Origin of the sequence: Streptomyces sp. NPDC058619 (assembly GCF_042717785.1) — a bacterium.
Lineage (GTDB): Bacteria > Actinomycetota > Actinomycetes > Streptomycetales > Streptomycetaceae > Streptomyces.
In genome coordinates this window covers 1-16,909 of record NZ_JBHXQN010000022.1, presented here as the reverse complement: position 1 = coordinate 16,909, position 16,909 = coordinate 1, and the positions used below count along the sequence as shown (strand labels likewise).

At 70.9% G+C, this 16,909-nt stretch carries 15 protein-coding genes and 1 pseudogene; 3 read left to right on the top strand and 13 right to left on the bottom strand.

Going from position 1 to position 16,909, the window contains the following annotated elements; all coding sequences use genetic code 11:
- Nucleotides 1-21: 21 nt before the first annotated feature.
- The 6 genes from ACFWTC_RS21810 to bldG form a co-directional block, all read right to left on the bottom strand.
- A complete protein-coding gene (locus ACFWTC_RS21810; RefSeq protein WP_383918172.1) occupies nt 22-219 on the bottom strand; it encodes a hypothetical protein in 198 nt (65 codons plus the stop codon).
- 113 nt (nt 220-332) lie between these two features.
- Nucleotides 333-1,847 carry a methyltransferase gene (locus tag ACFWTC_RS21805; RefSeq protein ID WP_383918175.1) on the bottom strand — a complete coding sequence of 505 codons (1,515 nt, stop codon included), beginning with the start codon at nt 1,845-1,847 and terminating at the stop codon, nt 333-335.
- Between the two features lie 224 nt (nt 1,848-2,071).
- Nucleotides 2,072-2,632, bottom strand: coding sequence for a small secreted protein (locus ACFWTC_RS21800; protein WP_383918177.1), 561 nt, complete (start codon nt 2,630-2,632; stop codon nt 2,072-2,074).
- Between the two features lie 208 nt (nt 2,633-2,840).
- Nucleotides 2,841-5,243, bottom strand: coding sequence for a sodium-translocating pyrophosphatase (locus ACFWTC_RS21795; protein ID WP_383918180.1), 2,403 nt, complete (start codon nt 5,241-5,243; stop codon nt 2,841-2,843).
- Between the two features lie 257 nt (nt 5,244-5,500).
- Nucleotides 5,501-5,941, bottom strand: a complete 441-nt coding sequence (locus ACFWTC_RS21790) for an ATP-binding protein (RefSeq protein WP_383918183.1) — start codon at nt 5,939-5,941, stop codon at nt 5,501-5,503.
- Between the two features lie 101 nt (nt 5,942-6,042).
- Nucleotides 6,043-6,384, bottom strand: a complete 342-nt coding sequence (bldG, locus tag ACFWTC_RS21785; protein ID WP_267751850.1) for an anti-sigma factor antagonist BldG — start codon at nt 6,382-6,384, stop codon at nt 6,043-6,045.
- Nucleotides 6,385-6,465: 81 nt separating this feature from the next.
- Between bldG and ACFWTC_RS21780 the strand changes: the two genes are divergently transcribed.
- Nucleotides 6,466-8,964, top strand: a complete 2,499-nt coding sequence (locus ACFWTC_RS21780; protein WP_383918188.1) for a DEAD/DEAH box helicase — start codon at nt 6,466-6,468, stop codon at nt 8,962-8,964.
- Nucleotides 8,965-9,006: 42 nt separating this feature from the next.
- Here ACFWTC_RS21780 and ACFWTC_RS21775 read toward each other — a convergent pair whose 3' ends face one another.
- The 6 genes and pseudogenes from ACFWTC_RS21775 to ACFWTC_RS21750 form a co-directional block, all read right to left on the bottom strand.
- Nucleotides 9,007-9,411, bottom strand: coding sequence for an Rv3654c family TadE-like protein (locus ACFWTC_RS21775; RefSeq protein WP_383918191.1), 405 nt, complete (start codon nt 9,409-9,411; stop codon nt 9,007-9,009).
- Entirely contained in the window at nt 9,408-9,818 is a 411-nt protein-coding gene (locus ACFWTC_RS21770; RefSeq protein ID WP_383918193.1) for a TadE family type IV pilus minor pilin, read from the bottom strand. The genes ACFWTC_RS21775 and ACFWTC_RS21770 overlap by 4 nt, the downstream gene beginning before the upstream one ends.
- Nucleotides 9,805-10,002, bottom strand: a complete 198-nt coding sequence (locus ACFWTC_RS21765; RefSeq protein WP_383918195.1) for a DUF4244 domain-containing protein — start codon at nt 10,000-10,002, stop codon at nt 9,805-9,807. Before ACFWTC_RS21765 ends, ACFWTC_RS21770 begins: the two co-directional genes overlap by 14 nt.
- Before the next feature lie 48 nt (nt 10,003-10,050).
- Nucleotides 10,051-10,830: a type II secretion system F family protein gene (locus ACFWTC_RS21760; RefSeq protein ID WP_384028206.1), complete on the bottom strand. Its 780-nt coding sequence runs from the start codon at nt 10,828-10,830 to the stop codon at nt 10,051-10,053.
- The gene (locus ACFWTC_RS21755) at nt 10,830-11,717 is read right to left on the bottom strand and encodes a type II secretion system F family protein (protein ID WP_384028207.1); all 888 of its coding nucleotides are present in this window, start codon (nt 11,715-11,717) and stop codon (nt 10,830-10,832) included. The genes ACFWTC_RS21760 and ACFWTC_RS21755 overlap by 1 nt, the downstream gene beginning before the upstream one ends.
- Nucleotides 11,714-12,022: pseudogene (locus ACFWTC_RS21750) on the bottom strand (ATPase, T2SS/T4P/T4SS family); the annotation flags it as partial. The gene ACFWTC_RS21755 and the pseudogene ACFWTC_RS21750, both read right to left, overlap by 4 nt.
- 44 nt (nt 12,023-12,066) lie before the next feature.
- Here ACFWTC_RS21750 and ACFWTC_RS21745 point away from each other — a divergent pair.
- Nucleotides 12,067-13,632 carry a recombinase family protein gene (locus ACFWTC_RS21745; RefSeq protein ID WP_384028208.1) on the top strand — a complete coding sequence of 522 codons (1,566 nt, stop codon included), beginning with the start codon at nt 12,067-12,069 and terminating at the stop codon, nt 13,630-13,632.
- Between the two features lie 668 nt (nt 13,633-14,300).
- Nucleotides 14,301-14,879, top strand: a complete 579-nt coding sequence (locus tag ACFWTC_RS21740) for a recombinase family protein (RefSeq protein WP_384028209.1) — start codon at nt 14,301-14,303, stop codon at nt 14,877-14,879.
- A 76-nt stretch (nt 14,880-14,955) separates the two neighbouring features.
- On the opposite strand, the gene ACFWTC_RS21735 is transcribed toward ACFWTC_RS21740, so the two are convergent.
- Entirely contained in the window at nt 14,956-16,062 is a 1,107-nt protein-coding gene (locus ACFWTC_RS21735; protein ID WP_384028210.1) for a helix-turn-helix domain-containing protein, read from the bottom strand.
- Nucleotides 16,063-16,909: the final 847 nt, after the last annotated feature.

Below are 16,909 nucleotides of genomic sequence, written 5' to 3'. Positions count from 1 at the left end.
TACGCCGCCCGCGCCCTTCCGTCAGAGCCGGGCGAGGCACCACAGCCCGAGCGCCAGGAACACCCCGGCGGTGAGCAGGGTCACCGGTACGGCGACGGCGGGGCGCACACCTTCGGCCACCGGCGCGCGGTGCAGGGCGCGCGCCCCCGTCCAGAGCAGAAGAGCGGCCCCGAACAGCAGGAACACGACCGCCGCGAAGACCGCCGGACCGTTTTCCATGCCGCTCCCCTTACCCCCGGGCCGCTCCCGGGATCCCCCCGGATCCCGCTGCGCAGGAGCCTGGCAGGCACGGGGATACGGCGGGCGAACCCCGGGTTACATCCCGGGTCCGGTCAGGCCGCGGGGTCCGTCACCGGCTCCAGGAAGCCCTGCTCGACGAGCATCCTGATCGCCTCCGGCGTGCGGTCGCGCAGGACGATCGGGTCCTCCTGGACCAGCTGCGCGATCGCGTCCAGAATCCGCCCCGCGCTCAGTGAGCCGTCACACACTCCCGCGAACCCGGCGCCCACCGTGTCGACCTTGGTGGCGCGCCGCATCCCGAGGTTCTGGCGGAGCACCACGTGCTCCGGATCCTCCGCGCCGGGCGCTCCGACCTGCTCCTGGACCACCTCGGCGGCGAGCAGGAAGCAGCCCTCCAGCAGCGCCGCGTCGTCGTGGTCCCGCAGGTAGTCCTGGCGGGCGAAATGAGCCAGGACCGTCTCGCCGAGGGGCTGCTCGACCGTGTGGGGCCACTCCTCGACCACGATCGAGGGCTCGGCCGCGTCCGACCGGCGCAGGGTGATCCAGCCGAAGCCGACGGCCCGGGTCTTGCGCGCCTCGAACTCGTCGAGCCACTCCTCGTACCGCCGTGCGTACGCCTCGGGGTCGTCACGGTGGTCGCCCGCGTCGCGCAGCCACAGCTCCGCGTACTGCGTCACGTCCTGCACGTCACGCTGCACGATCCACGCGTCGCAGCCCCGGGGCACCCAGGAGCGCAGCCGGTCGTGCCAGTCCTCGCCCTCCACGTGCTGCCAGTTGCCGAGGAACTGCGCGTACCCGCCCGGGTTGAGCCGCGCCCCGGCCTCCTGGACCAGGGTCCGGCACAGGTCGTCGCCGCCCATGCCGCCGTCCCGGTACGTGAGGCGCGCGCCCGGCGAGATCACGAACGGCGGGTTCGACACGATCAGGTCGTACGTGGCGTCGCCGACCGGCTCGAACAGCGACCCGGCGAGCAGCTCGGCCTCCGGGGCCCCGGACAGCGCCAGCGTCAGGCGGGTGAACTCCAGCGCCCTGGGGTTGACGTCGGTCGCCGTGACCCGGGTCGCGTGCTGGGCGGCGTGCAGCGCCTGGATGCCCGAGCCGGTGCCGACGTCGAGCGCGGAGCCGACCGGGATCCGGACGGTGATCCCGGCCAGCGTGGTGGAGGCGCCCCCGACGCCGAGGACCACCCCCTCCTCCCGGCTGCCGATCCCGCCGGCCCCGCCGACGGCGCAGCCGAGGTCGGAGACGATGAACCAGTCCTCGCCGTCCGGGCCGCCGTACGGGCGTACGTCGACGGCCGCGCGAACCTCGTCGCCCTCGCGCCGTAGCCAGCCGTCGGCAAGGGCCGCCTCGACGGGCAGCGCGGCGGCGGCGTGCGCGTACTGCACGGAGCCCTGGAGCAGGAACAGCCGGACCAGGCTCGCGAGCGGACCGTCGCCGCCGCGCAGGGTGGCGCGCAGGGCGGGAACCGTCTCGCTGCGCGCCAGCGCGGCGTAGGCGGGGGCGCCGAGCAGGTCGAGCAGGCCGTCGGCGGTGAAACCGGCGGCGAGCAGGGCGGTGCGCAGCTCGGCGGCGTGGTCGGACGAGGGGAGGCTGGTGGTACTCACCCGTCCATTGTGTCCGCTGGCGGCGCCGATCCGTGCTGCGCGCGTACGTCGGCGCGGTCCGGGCGCCGTCGCGGGCCCGCGCCGGCCGCCGAGGCGGCCGCGTCGGGGCGTACGGCAGGGCGGCCGCGGCCCCTCCCGGGACCCCGGCCGCCCTGCCGGCGCGCCGCGCGGAGGGCCGTACGGCGTCCCGCCGCGGGCGCGGCGGGCGGCGTCGGCCGCCGCGGCTACTGGGGCGACGGCGCCGTGACCTGGCAGCCCTTCTGGCCGTTCATGGCCTTGTCCAGACCGCCCGCGTTGAGCTGCGTGAGGGCGTCCTTGCCGCCCTTGGTCGCGTTCTCCAGGCCGCCCGCGAGGGTCTTGAGGCCATCGGCGAACTTCGTCTGGTCGTTGACGTCCAGGGCGTCCATCTGGCTCTTCAGGTCGGAGTAGCCCTTCGAGGTCTCCTCGAAGCCCTTGACCGCTGCGGCCTGGGTCGTCTGGCCGTCCTTGACCGGTGGGACTCCCGCCTTCTGCAGGGCGGTCCCCATCGTCTTGTACGACTCGGACATGGTCGCGAAGGCAGCCGAGTCGGTCTTCTGCACTTCGTCTGGCTTGCTGCTCTCCGTCGCCACGCGCTTGATCTCGGCGTTGGCCGTCTCGATCTTCTTGAGTTCGGGCTGCCACTGGTCGCAGACCTTCTTGGCCCAGGCGTCGGCCTTCTTGTTGCCGTCGTCCCCGCCGCAGCCGGACAGGACGAGCATCAGCACCGCACCGCCCGAGAAGGCGGCCGCAAGCTTCTTGTTCACCGGATTGGTCCCTTCGAAGGCTCTCGGCCCGGAAGATACACGCCCGCCATCCGGGGATGCACAAAGGCGGACAGGCGGCGCGTCAGTACGCACCGCCTGTCCGCCGTTCGGGCGTACGCCCGGCCCTGCCCGGCCCTGCCCGGCTGCCGCCCGGGCCAGGCTCGGGCCGGGGCCGGGGCCGGGGCCGGGGCTCGGGCCGGGGCTCGCGTCAGGAGACCGTCGCCGTGCCGGGCGCCTGGACCACCCGCTCGGCGGCCCCGTCCTCGGCCTCGTCCCCGACGGCGATGCCGCGGCGCTTGGAGACGTACACCGCGCCGATGATGACGCCGATCGCGAGGATCGCGACGACCGCCCGTACGACCGCGCTGGCGTCGTCGCCGTAGCTGAACTGCACGACGGCCGGTGCGATCAGCAGCGCCACCAGGTTCATGACCTTCAGCAGCGGGTTGATCGCGGGGCCGGCGGTGTCCTTGAACGGGTCGCCGACCGTGTCGCCGATGACGACCGCGGCGTGCGCGTCGCTGCCCTTGCCGCCGTGGTGGCCGTCCTCGACCAGCTTCTTCGCGTTGTCCCAGGCCCCGCCGGAGTTGGCGAGGAAGACCGCCATCAGCGTGCCCGTGCCGATGGCGCCCGCGAGGAAGGACCCGAGGGCCCCCACGCCGAGGGAGAAGCCCACGGCGATCGGGGTGAGCACGGCGAGCAGGCCGGGCGTGGCGAGCTCGCGCAGCGCGTCCTTGGTGCAGATGTCCACGACGCGCCCGTACTCGGGCTTCTCGGTGTAGTCCATGATCCCGGGGTGCTCGCGGAACTGCCGGCGCACCTCGTAGACCACGGCGCCCGCGGAGCGGGAGACCGCGTTGATGGCCAGGCCCGAGAACAGGAACACGACCGCGGCGCCCAGGATCAGCCCGACCAGGTTGTTGGGCTGGCCGATGTCCAGGCTGAGGTTCATCTCCCCGGCCTTGGCGCCGACCTCCTTGACGGCGGTCGCAATCGCGTCGTTGTACGAGCCGAAGAGCGCGGCCGCGGCGAGCACGGCCGTGGCGATCGCGATCCCCTTGGTAATGGCCTTGGTGGTGTTGCCCACGGCGTCCAGGTCGGTGAGCACCTGCGCGCCGGCGCCCTCGACGTCGCCGGACATCTCGGCGATGCCCTGGGCGTTGTCGGAGACGGGCCCGAAGGTGTCCATGGCGACGATGACGCCGACGGTGGTGAGCAGGCCCGTGCCGGCCAGGGCCACCGCGAAGAGCGCGAGCATGATCGACGTGCCGCCGAGCAGGAACGCGCCGTAGACGCCGAGGCCGATGAGGAGCGCCGTGTAGACGGCGGACTCCAGGCCGACGGAGATCCCGGCGAGGACGACGGTGGCCGCGCCGGTGAGGGAGGACTTGCCGATGTCCCGGACGGGCCGGCGGCTGGTCTCGGTGAAATAGCCCGTGAGCTGCTGGATCAGGGCCGCGAGCACGATGCCGATGGCGACGGCGACGACGGCCAGCACGCGCGGGTCGCCCGGGTGGGCGGCGATCGCGGCGTCCTCGACGCCGACGAGCTCCTTGTAGGTGGCGGGCAGGTAGGCGTAGACGGCGATCGCGACCAGGACGAGCGAGATCACGGCGGAGATGAAGAAGCCCCGGTTGATCGCGGTCATGCCGTTGCGGTCGGAGCGGCGCGGGGACACGGCGAAGATGCCGATCATCGCGGTGACGACGCCGATGGCGGGGACGATCAGCGGAAAGGCTAGGCCCAGGTCGCCGAAGGCCACCTTGCCGAGGATGAGTGCGGCCACGAGGGTGACGGCGTACGACTCGAAGAGGTCCGCGGCCATTCCCGCGCAGTCTCCGACGTTGTCGCCCACGTTGTCGGCGATGGTCGCGGCATTGCGCGGGTCGTCCTCAGGAATGCCCTGTTCGACCTTGCCGACCAGGTCGGCGCCGACGTCGGCGGCCTTGGTGAAGATTCCGCCGCCCACACGCATGAACATCGCGATCAGGGCGGCTCCGAGGCCGAAGCCCTCCAGCACCTTGGGGGCGTCGGCGGCGTAGACCAGGACGACGGACGAGGCACCGAGGAGGCCCAGACCGACGGTGAACATGCCGACCACGCCGCCCGTGCGGAAGGCGATCTTCATCGCCTTGTGGGAGACCTCGGTGAGGTCCTTGGCGGGCTCCCCCTCGGCCGGGGTGGCCTCGCGCGCGGCCGCGGCGACGCGCACGTTGGCGCGGACCGCCAGACGCATGCCGATGTAGCCGGTGCCCGCCGAGAAGAGGGCGCCGACGAGGAAGAACGCGGACCGTCCCGCCCGCTGCGACCAGTCGTCGGCGGGGAGCAGGAAGAGCAGGAAGAAGACCACGACGGCGAAGACGGCGAGGGTGCGCAGCTGCCGTCCGAGGTAGGCGTTGGCGCCCTCCTGTACGGCGGCGGCGATCTCCTTCATGCGGTCGGTTCCCTCGTCGGCCGCGAGGACCTGGCGGACCAGGATCTGCGCGACGACGAGCGCGGCCACGGCCACGGCCGCGATGACGATCACGATGAGCCGGTTGTCATCGGTGAGTACTGCGGCTGCCAGATCAGTGGCGCGATCCGGCGCGATAGGGGTGAAGAGCCCCGTCATTCGTCCTCCTTGACGTGATGAGCTCAAGATGTGGACGGATTGTAGGGAGCGCACCCCGATCAAAACAGTACGCGGGAAACGCAATTGGCCTGCACTTGCCCCTCAGCAATAGATCACGTCACTCCATTACCCTCGAAAGTGGTAATGGGGCAAAAGCATTGACGGCCGATCACCGATCAAGGGAAATGAAAAAGGCCCTGCTCAGCAGGGCCTTGACTGAAGATCAGACGATACGAGGGAATGCCGATTCGGTGGATCTACCGCAGCTCGGACGTCCCCGAAACGGGCCAGCTCATCCGGATGGTCCCGCCCGATTCCCCACTGGTCACCTCGACGTCGTCGACGAGCCCGCTGATCACGGCGAGGCCCATCTCGTCCTCCCCCTCGATGTCCGGGTCCAGGACGGCGTCGATGCCGGACACGGCGTCGACGGGACCGCCGGCGGGGCCGGGGACCTCGTCACCGACCTCGATGGAGAACACCTTCTCCTCATCGGTCAGGACGACCCGGACGGGCGCGGTCAGCCCGTTGCCGCGATGCAGTCCGACGGCGCGCGAACAGGCCTCGCCCACGGCGAGGCGGACCTCGTCGAGGACGGCTTCCTCGACACCGGCCCGGCGCGCCACGGCGGCCGCGACCAGGCGGGCCGTCCGGACGTGTTCGGGCTGGGCGCTGAAGCGCAGTTCAACGGTGGCCATGCGCGTCCCCCTCGGACTACGGGCGTGCCTTGACAGGGGCCCGGGCCGACCATGGCCCGGTACCCCCGTTCTCCCTGCCGGCTGCTCGCCGTCGGGAGCGGTCAGTCAGTGGCGCTGACGGCGTCTTCCACCGAGGTGTGGATGGGAAACACCTTGGTCAGACCGGTAATACGGAAGATCTTCAGGATGCGCTCCTGGTTGCACACCAGGCGCAGCGAACCCTCGTGCGCACGGACGCGCTTGAGGCCTCCCACGAGCACACCGAGTCCGGTGGAGTCGAGGAAGTCCACTCGCTCCATGTCGACAACCAGGTGGTAGCTGCCGTCGTTCACCAACTCCACCAACTGCTCGCGCAGCTTGGGCGCGGTATACACATCAATCTCGCCACCGACCTCTACGACCGTTCGGTCGCCGACAGTGCGAGTCGACAGGGACAGGTCCACGGATCCTCCAGCACCTTGCTATCGAGCGGCGCCCCCCAGGGGCCTCGCCACCCGAAGGTGCACGAGGGATTGGCTGCCGCGATGGCATTCAATCACTTACCGGCAGGGACGCACGACGCCTTGGGACCATTGTCCCGCACGTCGGTGACACACTCGGTTCCGATGGCCAATACTCACCGCCCCGGTCGGCCCACGGCACCCGCGGACCCTCGACCCACTCCGGACACGGTCCTGGACCGCCTGTCACGGGGGCCTTCCCGAGCTGCGCGCATCACCCATACGGAGCACTTGCCCCCTCGGGCGGGTCGTCATGCGGTCTGGCCCGATCGCATCCGAACGGATGTCGTAGCCGCCATCCAGGCCGCCGGAATCGAACACCCGTGGGAGCATCAGGCCGCGGCCGCCGAGCACGCCCTGGACGGCGAGTCCGTCGTGGTCGCCACGGGCACCGCCTCGGGCAAGTCCCTGGCCTACCTCGCGCCCGTGCTCTCCGCCCTCGCGGACGGCGCCGAGGCCCCCAACGGCAGGGGGGCCACCGCCCTGTACCTGGCCCCCACCAAGGCCCTGGCGGCCGACCAGCGGCGCGCCGTACGGGAACTGGCCGCGCCGCTCGGCAACGCCGTACGCCCCGCCGTGTACGACGGGGACACCCCCGTCGAGGAGCGCGAATGGGTGCGGCAGTACGCGAACTACGTCCTCACCAACCCCGACATGCTGCACCGGGGGATCCTCCCCGCCCACCCCCGCTGGTCCTCCTTCCTGCGGGCCCTGCGCTACGTCGTGATCGACGAGTGCCACACCTACCGCGGCGTGTTCGGCTCCCACGTGGCCCAGGTCCTGCGCCGGCTGCGGCGGCTGTGCGCCCGCTACGGCTCCGATCCCGTCTTCCTGCTGGCCTCCGCCACCTCCAGCGATCCGGCCACGGCCGCCTCCCGGCTGACCGGAACCCACGTGATCGAGATCACCGACGACGCCTCCCCGCGCGGCGAGGTCGTCTTCGCCCTCTGGGAGCCGCCGCTTACCGATCTGCGGGGCGAGAAGGGCGCGCCCGTGCGCCGTACGGCCACGGCCGAGACCGCCGACCTGCTGACCGACCTGGTCGTGCAGGGCGTCCGTACGGTCGCCTTCGTCCGCTCCCGGCGCGGTGCCGAGCTGATCGCCGTGATCGCCCAAGAGCGCCTCGCGGGGGTGGACCGCTCGCTGGTCCGGCGGGTGGCCGCCTACCGGGGCGGCTACCTGCCCGAGGAGCGCCGGGCCCTGGAGCGGGCCCTGCACTCCGGCGAGCTGCTGGGACTCGCCGCCACGACCGCCCTGGAGCTGGGCGTGGACGTCTCCGGCCTGGACGCCGTCCTGATCACCGGATACCCCGGCACGCGGGCCTCCCTGTGGCAGCAGGCCGGCCGCGCCGGGCGCTCGGGGCAGGGCGCCCTGGCCGTGCTGATCGCCCGGGACGACCCGCTGGACACCTACCTGGTCCACCACCCGGAGGCACTGTTCCGGCAGCCGGTGGAGGCCACGGTCCTGGACCCCGACAACCCGTACGTCCTCGCCCCCCACCTGTGCGCGGCGGCGGCCGAGCTGCCCCTGACCGACGCCGACCTGGAGCTCTTCGGCCCGGCCACCGAGGACCTCCTCCCGCAGCTCGAAGCGGCCAGGCTGCTGCGGCGCCGGGCGACGGCCTGGCACTGGACCCGCCGGGAGCGCGCCTCCGACCTGACCGACATCCGGGGCGGCGGCGGCCGCCCGGTGCAGATCGTCGAGGCCTCGACCGGCCGGCTGCTGGGCACGGTCGACGAGGGAGCCGCCCACACGGCCGTCCACGAGGGCGCCGTCCACCTCCACCAGGGCCGCACCTACCTGGTCAGGCACCTCGACCTGGAGGACTCGGCCGCCCTCGTCGAGGAAGCGAACCCGCCCTTCTCCACCACGGCCCGCGACACCACCTCCATCGCCATCCTGGAGACCGAGACCGAGATCCCGTGGGGCTCGGCCCGGCTCTGCTTCGGCTCCGTCGAGGTCACCAACCAGGTCGTCTCCTATCTGCGCCGCAAACTGATCACCGGCGAGGTCCTGGGCGAGGCCAAACTCGACCTGCCGCCCCGCACCCTGCGCACCCGGGCCGTCTGGTGGACGGTCACCGAGGACCAGCTCGACGAGGCCCGGATCAACCCGGAGATCCTCGGCGGCGCCCTGCACGCCGCCGAGCACGCCTCCATCGGCCTGCTCCCCCTGTTCGCCACCTGCGACCGCTGGGACATCGGCGGCGTCTCCGTGCCGCTGCACCCCGACACCCTCCTCCCCACGGTCTTCGTCTACGACGGCCACCCCGGCGGCGCCGGCTTCGCCGAGCGGGCCTTCCACACGGCCCGCGCCTGGCTGACCGCGACCCGCGACGCCATCGCCGCCTGCGAGTGTGAGGCCGGCTGCCCGTCCTGCATCCAGTCCCCCAAGTGCGGAAACGGCAACGACCCCCTCCACAAGCGCGGCGCCGTCCGCCTCCTCACCCGCCTCCTCTCGGAGTCCCCGGAACCCCCGGCGGCCTCCCTCCCCGAGGCCGCCCCCGAGCCTTCCCGTCCGTAACCGCGGTCCCAGGGGGCCATCCGGGTGATCCGCCCGCTCCCGTCACGGCTCCTCCGGTCCCGGGCGGCCGGAGTCGGCGGGCGGGGAGGACGGGGAGGAACCGGCCGGGGGACGGCTCTCGGCGGGCGGGCCCGCGCGGGCCTGGATCCCCGGGGTGAAGGTGCCGGTGGCCGGGTGGGCGCTCACCTCGGCCACCTCGCCCAGGACCCGGCAGGAGCTCAGCTCCGCGTCCTGTGCCCGCGCCACCCGCCGGGCCGCGGCGCAGGCGGCCTCCGGCCCGTGGGCCCAGGACGCGGCCGCCGCGAGGGCCGCCAGGTCGGCCGCCGCCGCGGCCCGGTGGCGGGCCACGACGGCCTGCCCCAGCACGAGCACGCCCCCGAACACGGCGCTGAGCACCGTCGTCACCAGTGCCGCCCACACCGTGGCCGACCCCCGGTCCCGGCTCACGGGGGCGGCCCCACGCTGTCCTCCGCCAGAGCCACCGCCCGGGCCCCGAGCCGTACCGGCAGGCCACCCGGCCCCGGCGCCGGAGCCGCCACCCGGACCCGCCACAGGTCGCCCGTCCGCTCCAGCTCCACCTCCGCCCCCGGCGGGGCGGCCGCGCGCGCCGCGGCCACCGCCACCTCCACCGGCTCCGACCGGGCCGCCGCCCGGGCTCCGGCCCGGGCCGCGTCCACGCACCGGATCTGCGCGGCCGCCGCCATCAGCGCCCACACCAGCAGCGCCGCGAACAACACCAGCGCCGGGATCACCAAGGCGGCCTCCGCCGTCACATATCCCCGGTCGGCCCTATTTCCACGTACGGCGGAGTTCTCCTCAGAACGGCACGCGGAGTTCTCCTCAGAACGGCACATCGAGCGCCTTCCCGATGGTTGACTGAAGGGCCGTGGAGACCACTTCGCTCGTCACCACCTTGTACAGAACCGCGGCGAACGCACAGGCTGCGATCGTGCCCATGGCGTATTCCGAGGTGGACATCCCTTCGTCGCCCCCACGGCCACTCCAAGCCGTCCGCACGCGGCACCAGATGATCCTCATGGCAACTCCCTTTGATTTCCGTTGTAGACGTTCGTGATCAATGTGTTCTCAGGTGTCGGAGAGAAGTCCGGAGGCCATTCCGATCACCACCGGCGCCACCCCGATCGCTAGAAATGCGGGAAGGAAACACAGCCCCACCGGTGCTGTGACGAGAACCGCCGCCCGCTGCGCCCGCGCACCCGCCTGCCTCGCCCGGTCCTCGCGGAGACCCGACGCGATCCGGGACACCGGTTCGGCGGCGGGAGCCCCCGTCCGGGCCGCCCGTTCCAGGCAGTCCGCCAGCGCTCGGGCACCCGGTATGCCGGCCAGCCTCCCCCACGCGGAGCCCGGTTCACCGCCGAGTCGCAGCTCCGCCCCGGACCGGGCCAACGCCTCGCCCACCGGCCCCCCGAGCGACTCGCCCACCACCTCCGCCGCCTCCACCGGCCCCGCCCCGGCCGCCAGGCACGCGGCCAACAGATCGGCGGCCATGGGCAACTGACGCTCCGCCTCCCCCGGGTCGACCGCGCTCTGCGGCCGCGGCGCGGTCTGCCGACGCCACACCCCGACCGCCGCCACAGCCCCCACGGCCGGGCCCCAGCCCCCGCCGATCAGCACCCAGGCCACGAAGAACACCCCGGCCGGGGCGGCCCACACCGTCCACAGCCCCCGCAGCCGCGACCGCGACACGGGCGCCGCCCGGCGGGCCCGTTCCGCTCCCAGCAGGGCCGCCACCCGGCGGCGCACCGCCCGGGCGCGGACCCTTCCCGTCAGCGCCGACACCGCGCACACCGCCACCGGCACGAGGCACAGCGCCGTTCCCAGCCTGTGGACCTCGGCGGCGGCCATCACCGCTCCCCCGTCCGCACGATCCGCCGGCACCACAGGATGCCCAGCCCCTCCAGCACCCCGCCCGCCAGCAGGCAGCCCCAGCCCATCGGGGTGTGCAGCAGGACCCGCAGCGGATCCGCCCCCAGCCCGGTGCCGATCAGCAGGCCCACCATCGGCAGCAGGGCGAGCACCACCGCCGTCGACCTGGCGCCCGCCAACTGGGCCCGCAACGACTCCCGCCGGTCCCGCTCGGCCCGCAGGGCCCCCTCCAGCCGGTCCAGCCCGGCGGCCAGTCCGGCGCCCCCGTCGACCGACACCCGCCAGCAGGCCGCCATCCCCGCCAGCCCCTCCGCACCCGGCTCCCGGGCAGCGTGGCGCAGCGCCCCCGGTACGTCGCCGCCGAACGCCGCGGCGGCCAGCACCCCCGCCTCCGCCGCCCCCGGCCCCCCCGGCCCGGCCGCCGAACGCCGCATCGCCGCCGTCAGCGCCTGCCCTGGCTGGGCGCCCGCCCGCAACTCACCCACCGCCGCACCGCACAGCGCCACCACCTCGGCGGCCCGCGCCGACCGGGCTCGCTCCCGCGCCCGGATCCGCAGCCACCGGCGCACCAGGGGCACCGCGGCCGCCCCCGCCGCCAGCGGGATCACCGACCCGCCGGCCACAGCCACCAGCAGCCCGGCCCCGAGGCAGGCCCACTCCGGCCAGCGGGCCGCCGCGCGCACCCGTACGGCCGCCGCCACCCGATCGCGGCGGGAGGGCCCGCGCACCTGCGCCGGGCCGACCCCGGCGAGCACCACCCGGGTCCGCCGGGACACCCGGTCTCCCCCGGCGAGCAGCCAGGCCGCCGCTCCCGCGCACAGCACCCCGGAGAACACCGGGACCGACAGCACCGCCCCCGCGCTCACCGGGCACCCCGCAGCAGCGGACGCAGCCGCTCCCAGCCCAGCTCCCGCACGAAGCCGCGCGCACCCCACCGCAGCGCCGGCACGGTGACCACGAGCCCGGCGGTGTCCCGTTCCAGCACGTGCACCTCGGCCACCCGGCGGCGCCCTTCACGGTCCCGGACCAGATGGACCACCAGAGTCAGCGCGGCCGCCAACTGACTGTGGAGGGAGGCCCGGTCGAGTCCCGCAGCCGTACCCAGGGCCTCCAGCCGGGCCGGAACATGGGCGGCGGCGTTCGCGTGGACCGTGCCGCAGCCCCCCGGGTGCCTCGCCTAACACTCCAAGGCGATCGACTCACTAAGGACCTGGTGTGAGCCAACCCACCTGCGTCATCTACGACCGACTCTCCCGCCTCCACGCTGACGAAGCCCCCGACCACCGCATCAACGCCTGCAAGGCCTGCAAGGCCTATGCCGCCCAGCGAGGGTGGAAGGTCGTTCATGTAGCGACCGACACGAATGTCTCCGGCGCCACGTGCCTTGAAGACCGGCCCGGCATGCGGGAAGTCCTCTCCTGGCTGCCCCGTGTGAACTACGTGTTGGCCGCCAAGCTGGACCGGTACGCGCGCAGCGTCCTGGAGTTTCAGCGGCTACTCAAAGTCGCAGCGTCCACGGTCACCACGGTCATCACTGCTGACGGCATGGTCTCGCCGGAAAACTCGTCGTTCATCGTCAACGTTCTCGCCTCATTCGCTGAGTACGAGCGGGAAATGATCACGGCCCGCATCACGGAAAGCAAGAAAGACCTCCGCTCGAAGGGCGCCCACATGGGCGGCATAGCCCCGTACGGGTATCGCACCATCGGCGGTATCAACAAGAAGACTTGGGCCATAGACGAACCAGCGGCAGCCATCGTGCGTGAGTGCGCTGACCGGCTGATCAATCACGGGGCTTCGCTGGTCGGCCTTGCAGCGGACCTGAATAGGCGCGACATCCTCCCCCCAGCGGACCATGCCCGGCAGCGAGACGGCCGAAAGGTGCGGGATCAGCGCTGGCACACAACGACTCTGCGGGACGTGCTCTACACGCCGTCTCTGCGCGGATGGGCCATTCAGGCTGCGCCGGGCAAGAAGCGGGGCGCGCTCACCAATCAGCCCGTGCTCGACGCTAAGGGGAATCCCGTATCGACCGGTCCGGCGATCCTTGACGCTGAAACGTGGACGGCTGTGCGCGACATACTCGACGGCAAGGCCAAGGGCAGGGGAACCGACCGGACCGGCAAGGCACTGCTGCTGCATGTGGCGGAATGCTCGGACTGCGCTGGCCCCATGTACCGGCAGCGCCGTGTTTCCAGCGAGAAGGACTATGGGCGCTACGTGTGCCCGAACGGTGTCGGCAAGAACAGCCTGCATCCGTCCAATGCCATTGCCGCCCCGGCGCTGGAGGAGCTGGTCACCGCCGATTACCTGCAACGGTTCGGCGGAATGGCGCTGATGAGGTGGGCTGAGCCGGACGGCAGCGCGGTACTGCATCTGTCTGAGGTGACCGGCCAAATCGAGCGCCTTGCCGGGAACCTTACCCAACTGGATCCGGCAGGCCCGTCAGCACGCATGGCAGTCGGTCAGCTCAGGGCCCTTGAGGCACGGCAGCGGGAATTGCAGCATGAAGCCACCCACGCTGAGGGCCGCTGGGTTGATGCTGGGGGCACCGTGGGCGAAGCCTGGGAATCCCGCAGCGAAGCCGGGCGCCGGGATCTTCTGGAATCGCTGGGAGCGCGTCTGATCGTTCGGCCGGTAACGCCGGGGGCAGTCCGCCGATTTGATGCCCAGCGGGTGACGTTGACGTTTGAGGGTCCGGCATGGTGGCGCGAGGGCGACCCGATGGCAGCGCACTTGGTGGCTCTCGAACTGGAAGAAATACTGAGCCACACCATGTGAGCTAAGTCTCTTTGTAACGCTAGGGCGGTTGCTGGCTTCGGCTGGTAGCCGCCCTTTTGCGTGTCAGCGGTCATGAGAGTGCAGGAAGGTTCCTGACACCCTTTCAGAACAACCCCTCTGACCTGCAAAGATGTAGAAGTGTATTTGAGACCCACACAACCAACCCACCCTAGGGTTCTTAAGGGGATTGCCGGATCACACCTTGGATCTACACTTCTACATCCCAGACCAGGCAGCCGACTCAGGGCGATTCTGACGAGAAAGCCCTCAGCGTCTCCCTGAGGGTCGAAAGCTGGACCTGCGACCTCTGAGCCAGGCGAGTGCTCCAAGGCGCTTACGTGGGCGTACAGGACTCCTGAGGGTGCTATCCGCGCGCCACCACGAACCCACTTACCGAAGTTCGCATGTGCCAAGCTGCCCGACCCCTGGGGGGTGCCCCCCTTCCGGCCCTGACTTCACCCGGCAGGGAGGTGAAACCCTGGCGCCGCAGGTTGAGGCGTTTGCGCGGGTAGTTGCTGAGCGTGACAGCCCGCAGACCGTCCATCAAACGATGGTTTATGAGACGGCCCGACTGGCGCCCTGAGGGGCCCGAATTTGCGTTCAAAACCCGTCTCACAACCTCCCTGAAACCCTTGATGTTCTGAGACGAGTTGTGAGACGATGTGGTCATGAACACGAACACGGGACACCTCATCGGTTACGCACGGGTCAGCACGGATGACCAGGAAGCGCAGTTGCAGCACGACGCGCTGACGGCAGCGGGTTGTACTCGGATCTTCACGGACAAGGCGAGCGGCAAGAACACGGACCGCCCGGAGCTGACGGCGGTACTGGACTACGTCCGCCCGGGGGACACCCTGTGCGTGTGGAAGCTGGACAGGTTCGCTCGCTCGCTCATCGACCTTGTGAACATGGTGGATGCTCTCGCTGCCCGTGGGGTCGGCTTCAAGGTGCTGACGGGTGCGCTTGCGTCCATTGATCCGAACACGCCGGACGGCCGCCTGATGCTTCAGGTGGTTGGCGCCATGGCGGAGTTTGAGCGCAGCCTGATCAAGGACCGGACGCGTGCGGGTCTGGACGCTGCTAGGGCTCAGGGTCGTGTGGGCGGTCGTCCGGCCGTGATGGACGCTGACAAGCTCGCTATGGCCAAGGCTCGCAAGGCTCAGGGGGAGAGCGTCACGGCCATCGCCAAGGCGCTTAAGGTGTCCCGCGCGACGCTGTACCGGGCACTGGACGAGAGCAAGTAGCCCGTACCCCCGAAAGGCCGTCTGCCCGCTGTGGTGGACGGTCTTTCTGCTGTCCGGGAGCTCGGCCGGGACAGCCTCAGGACTGTTCGACCTCTGCCATGAGGAGTCGCAGAGTGAGCGAGTGCTTTTCCGGCGGCAAGGCATCCAGCGCGCCCCGTGCGTAAGCGGTCCCGCCGGATACGTCGCCAGACCGGGCGAGCATCAGCCCCCGGTGCATCTCAAGATGAGTCGCGAACCGGGGGAGCTCTGCGGGCAGCTCACGCCGCGCTGCCTCCTGCGCCTGAACCGCTCCCTGTTCGTCTCCCAGGCGGGCCAGGAGGAGCGACAGGAAGACGTTCATGCGCCACCAGGGCACGGCATAGTCGCTGGTCTGTTCGTAAGACCCTGCCTTGTCGAAGATGCGCCGACCATCCTCGGCAAGCTTGAGTGCTGTGGCTCGGTCACCTCGGAGCGCTGCCGCGTGCGCCTTGCCCATCACGGCGTTCAGGAGGCCCAGGGAGGGCCGTTCCGATATGGCCAAGGCTTGGTCCGCCAGCACGTCAGCGACTCCTAGCGATGCCCCTTCGTAGCCCAGGGCAATAGCAGCACGGCCACGAACCCACACGCGTGCTTCATCGTCTCCGGACTCGTCTGCGGCTCTCGCTGCCATCCGGTACCAGTGGACAGCCTTGGAGCCGTCCGAACCCGGAAACGTCTTGGCATACAAGGTCATCAGGCGAGAGGCGACCGACCACAGCCGGGGGGTGTCTAGCTGTTGCTGGACGACGACGAGTTCACCGCTGATGCGACGCTGGATGTCGGCAGCGCCAAGGCTCATGTACTCCGTGCCATAGGTGGATAGCTTGGCTTCCCAGGCGTCCACTGAGGGCCCGCCGGACAGTCGGGCGGAGAATCCTGCGGACAGCAGGTCTGAGGCGATCACGGGGGCTATGGCGACCCCGGCAACGTCGGTGAGGAAGGTACGGCGCTCCACGTCGTTCTCCAGGACAGCTAGGGGTACGTCGAGCGTGGCGGACAGCGCAGCGAGGTAGTAGGCGCCGGGGCGGATCTTTCCCCGCTCCCAGTTGCTCACGTACTCGCGGGACAGCGTCGTCCCGTACGCCTCATTGATCGCTGAGGCTAGGCGGCCCTGGCTCCATCCGCGAGCCGTCCGCAGGTCCCTGATCAACGTCCCGAGGTCCATGCGCTCAGCCTGCCACTACAGGTGCCACTAGACAGCCAAATACCCACCCTGCGGGGCGTCTTCACACTACGGATCGCACTATGCCGTGCAATTGCATGAGTCGATGGTTAGAGCACACTCCATGTGGTTGGCGGAAGGGTGCGTGATGGCGGCGACGGCTGAACAGCTATGGCGGCAGGTACCGCAGCGGGACCCCTTCGAGCGGCCGGACGCGGAGCCCCACCCCGGGTGCGATGTCTGTGCGGCGCTGGTGAAGCAGCGGTCTGAGTTCCGCGCGGAGGGCAACGCCAGCAGAGTCACTGACTGCAACATCGAGATCCGGCAGCACCCTCACCCCGAAGGGTCGAGCGTCCTCCGAGCCCGGAAGAGCGCCCGGTGAACCGGCTCAAGCTCGGTGAAAAGGTCTTTGACCGGGAGCGGCAGATTCGGGGAGAGGCAGTCAAGCTCTACCCGTCACCTCTCGTCGTCCGGCTGATGGACCCAGGCGGGTTCCAGTGGATCGCCCGAACCGCTTCCTGTGTGCCGCTGACTCGGCGTGCACCCAAGGAGAAGCCCCCCGTCCGCATCCCACCCGGCACGGCCCCCGTGGACTGCCCGCCTCACGAACTCAAAGTCGGTGATCACGTCTTAGCCGGGGGGTGCCTTATCCCCATCGCGGATCTCCGATACAGGGCCGGGGCTACCCGGACGATGATCCTGCGGAATGGTGCCGTGTGTGTCGCTGAGCGGACCATTCGCGTCTATCGCAGGTTCTAGTAGGGCTTGGTCAGGTCGGTTGTGGTTGAGCGTGTCCTTCTGGCCCGGTGTTGCGTTGAGGGGGCGTGACTCCGGACGAGATTGTGTCTGT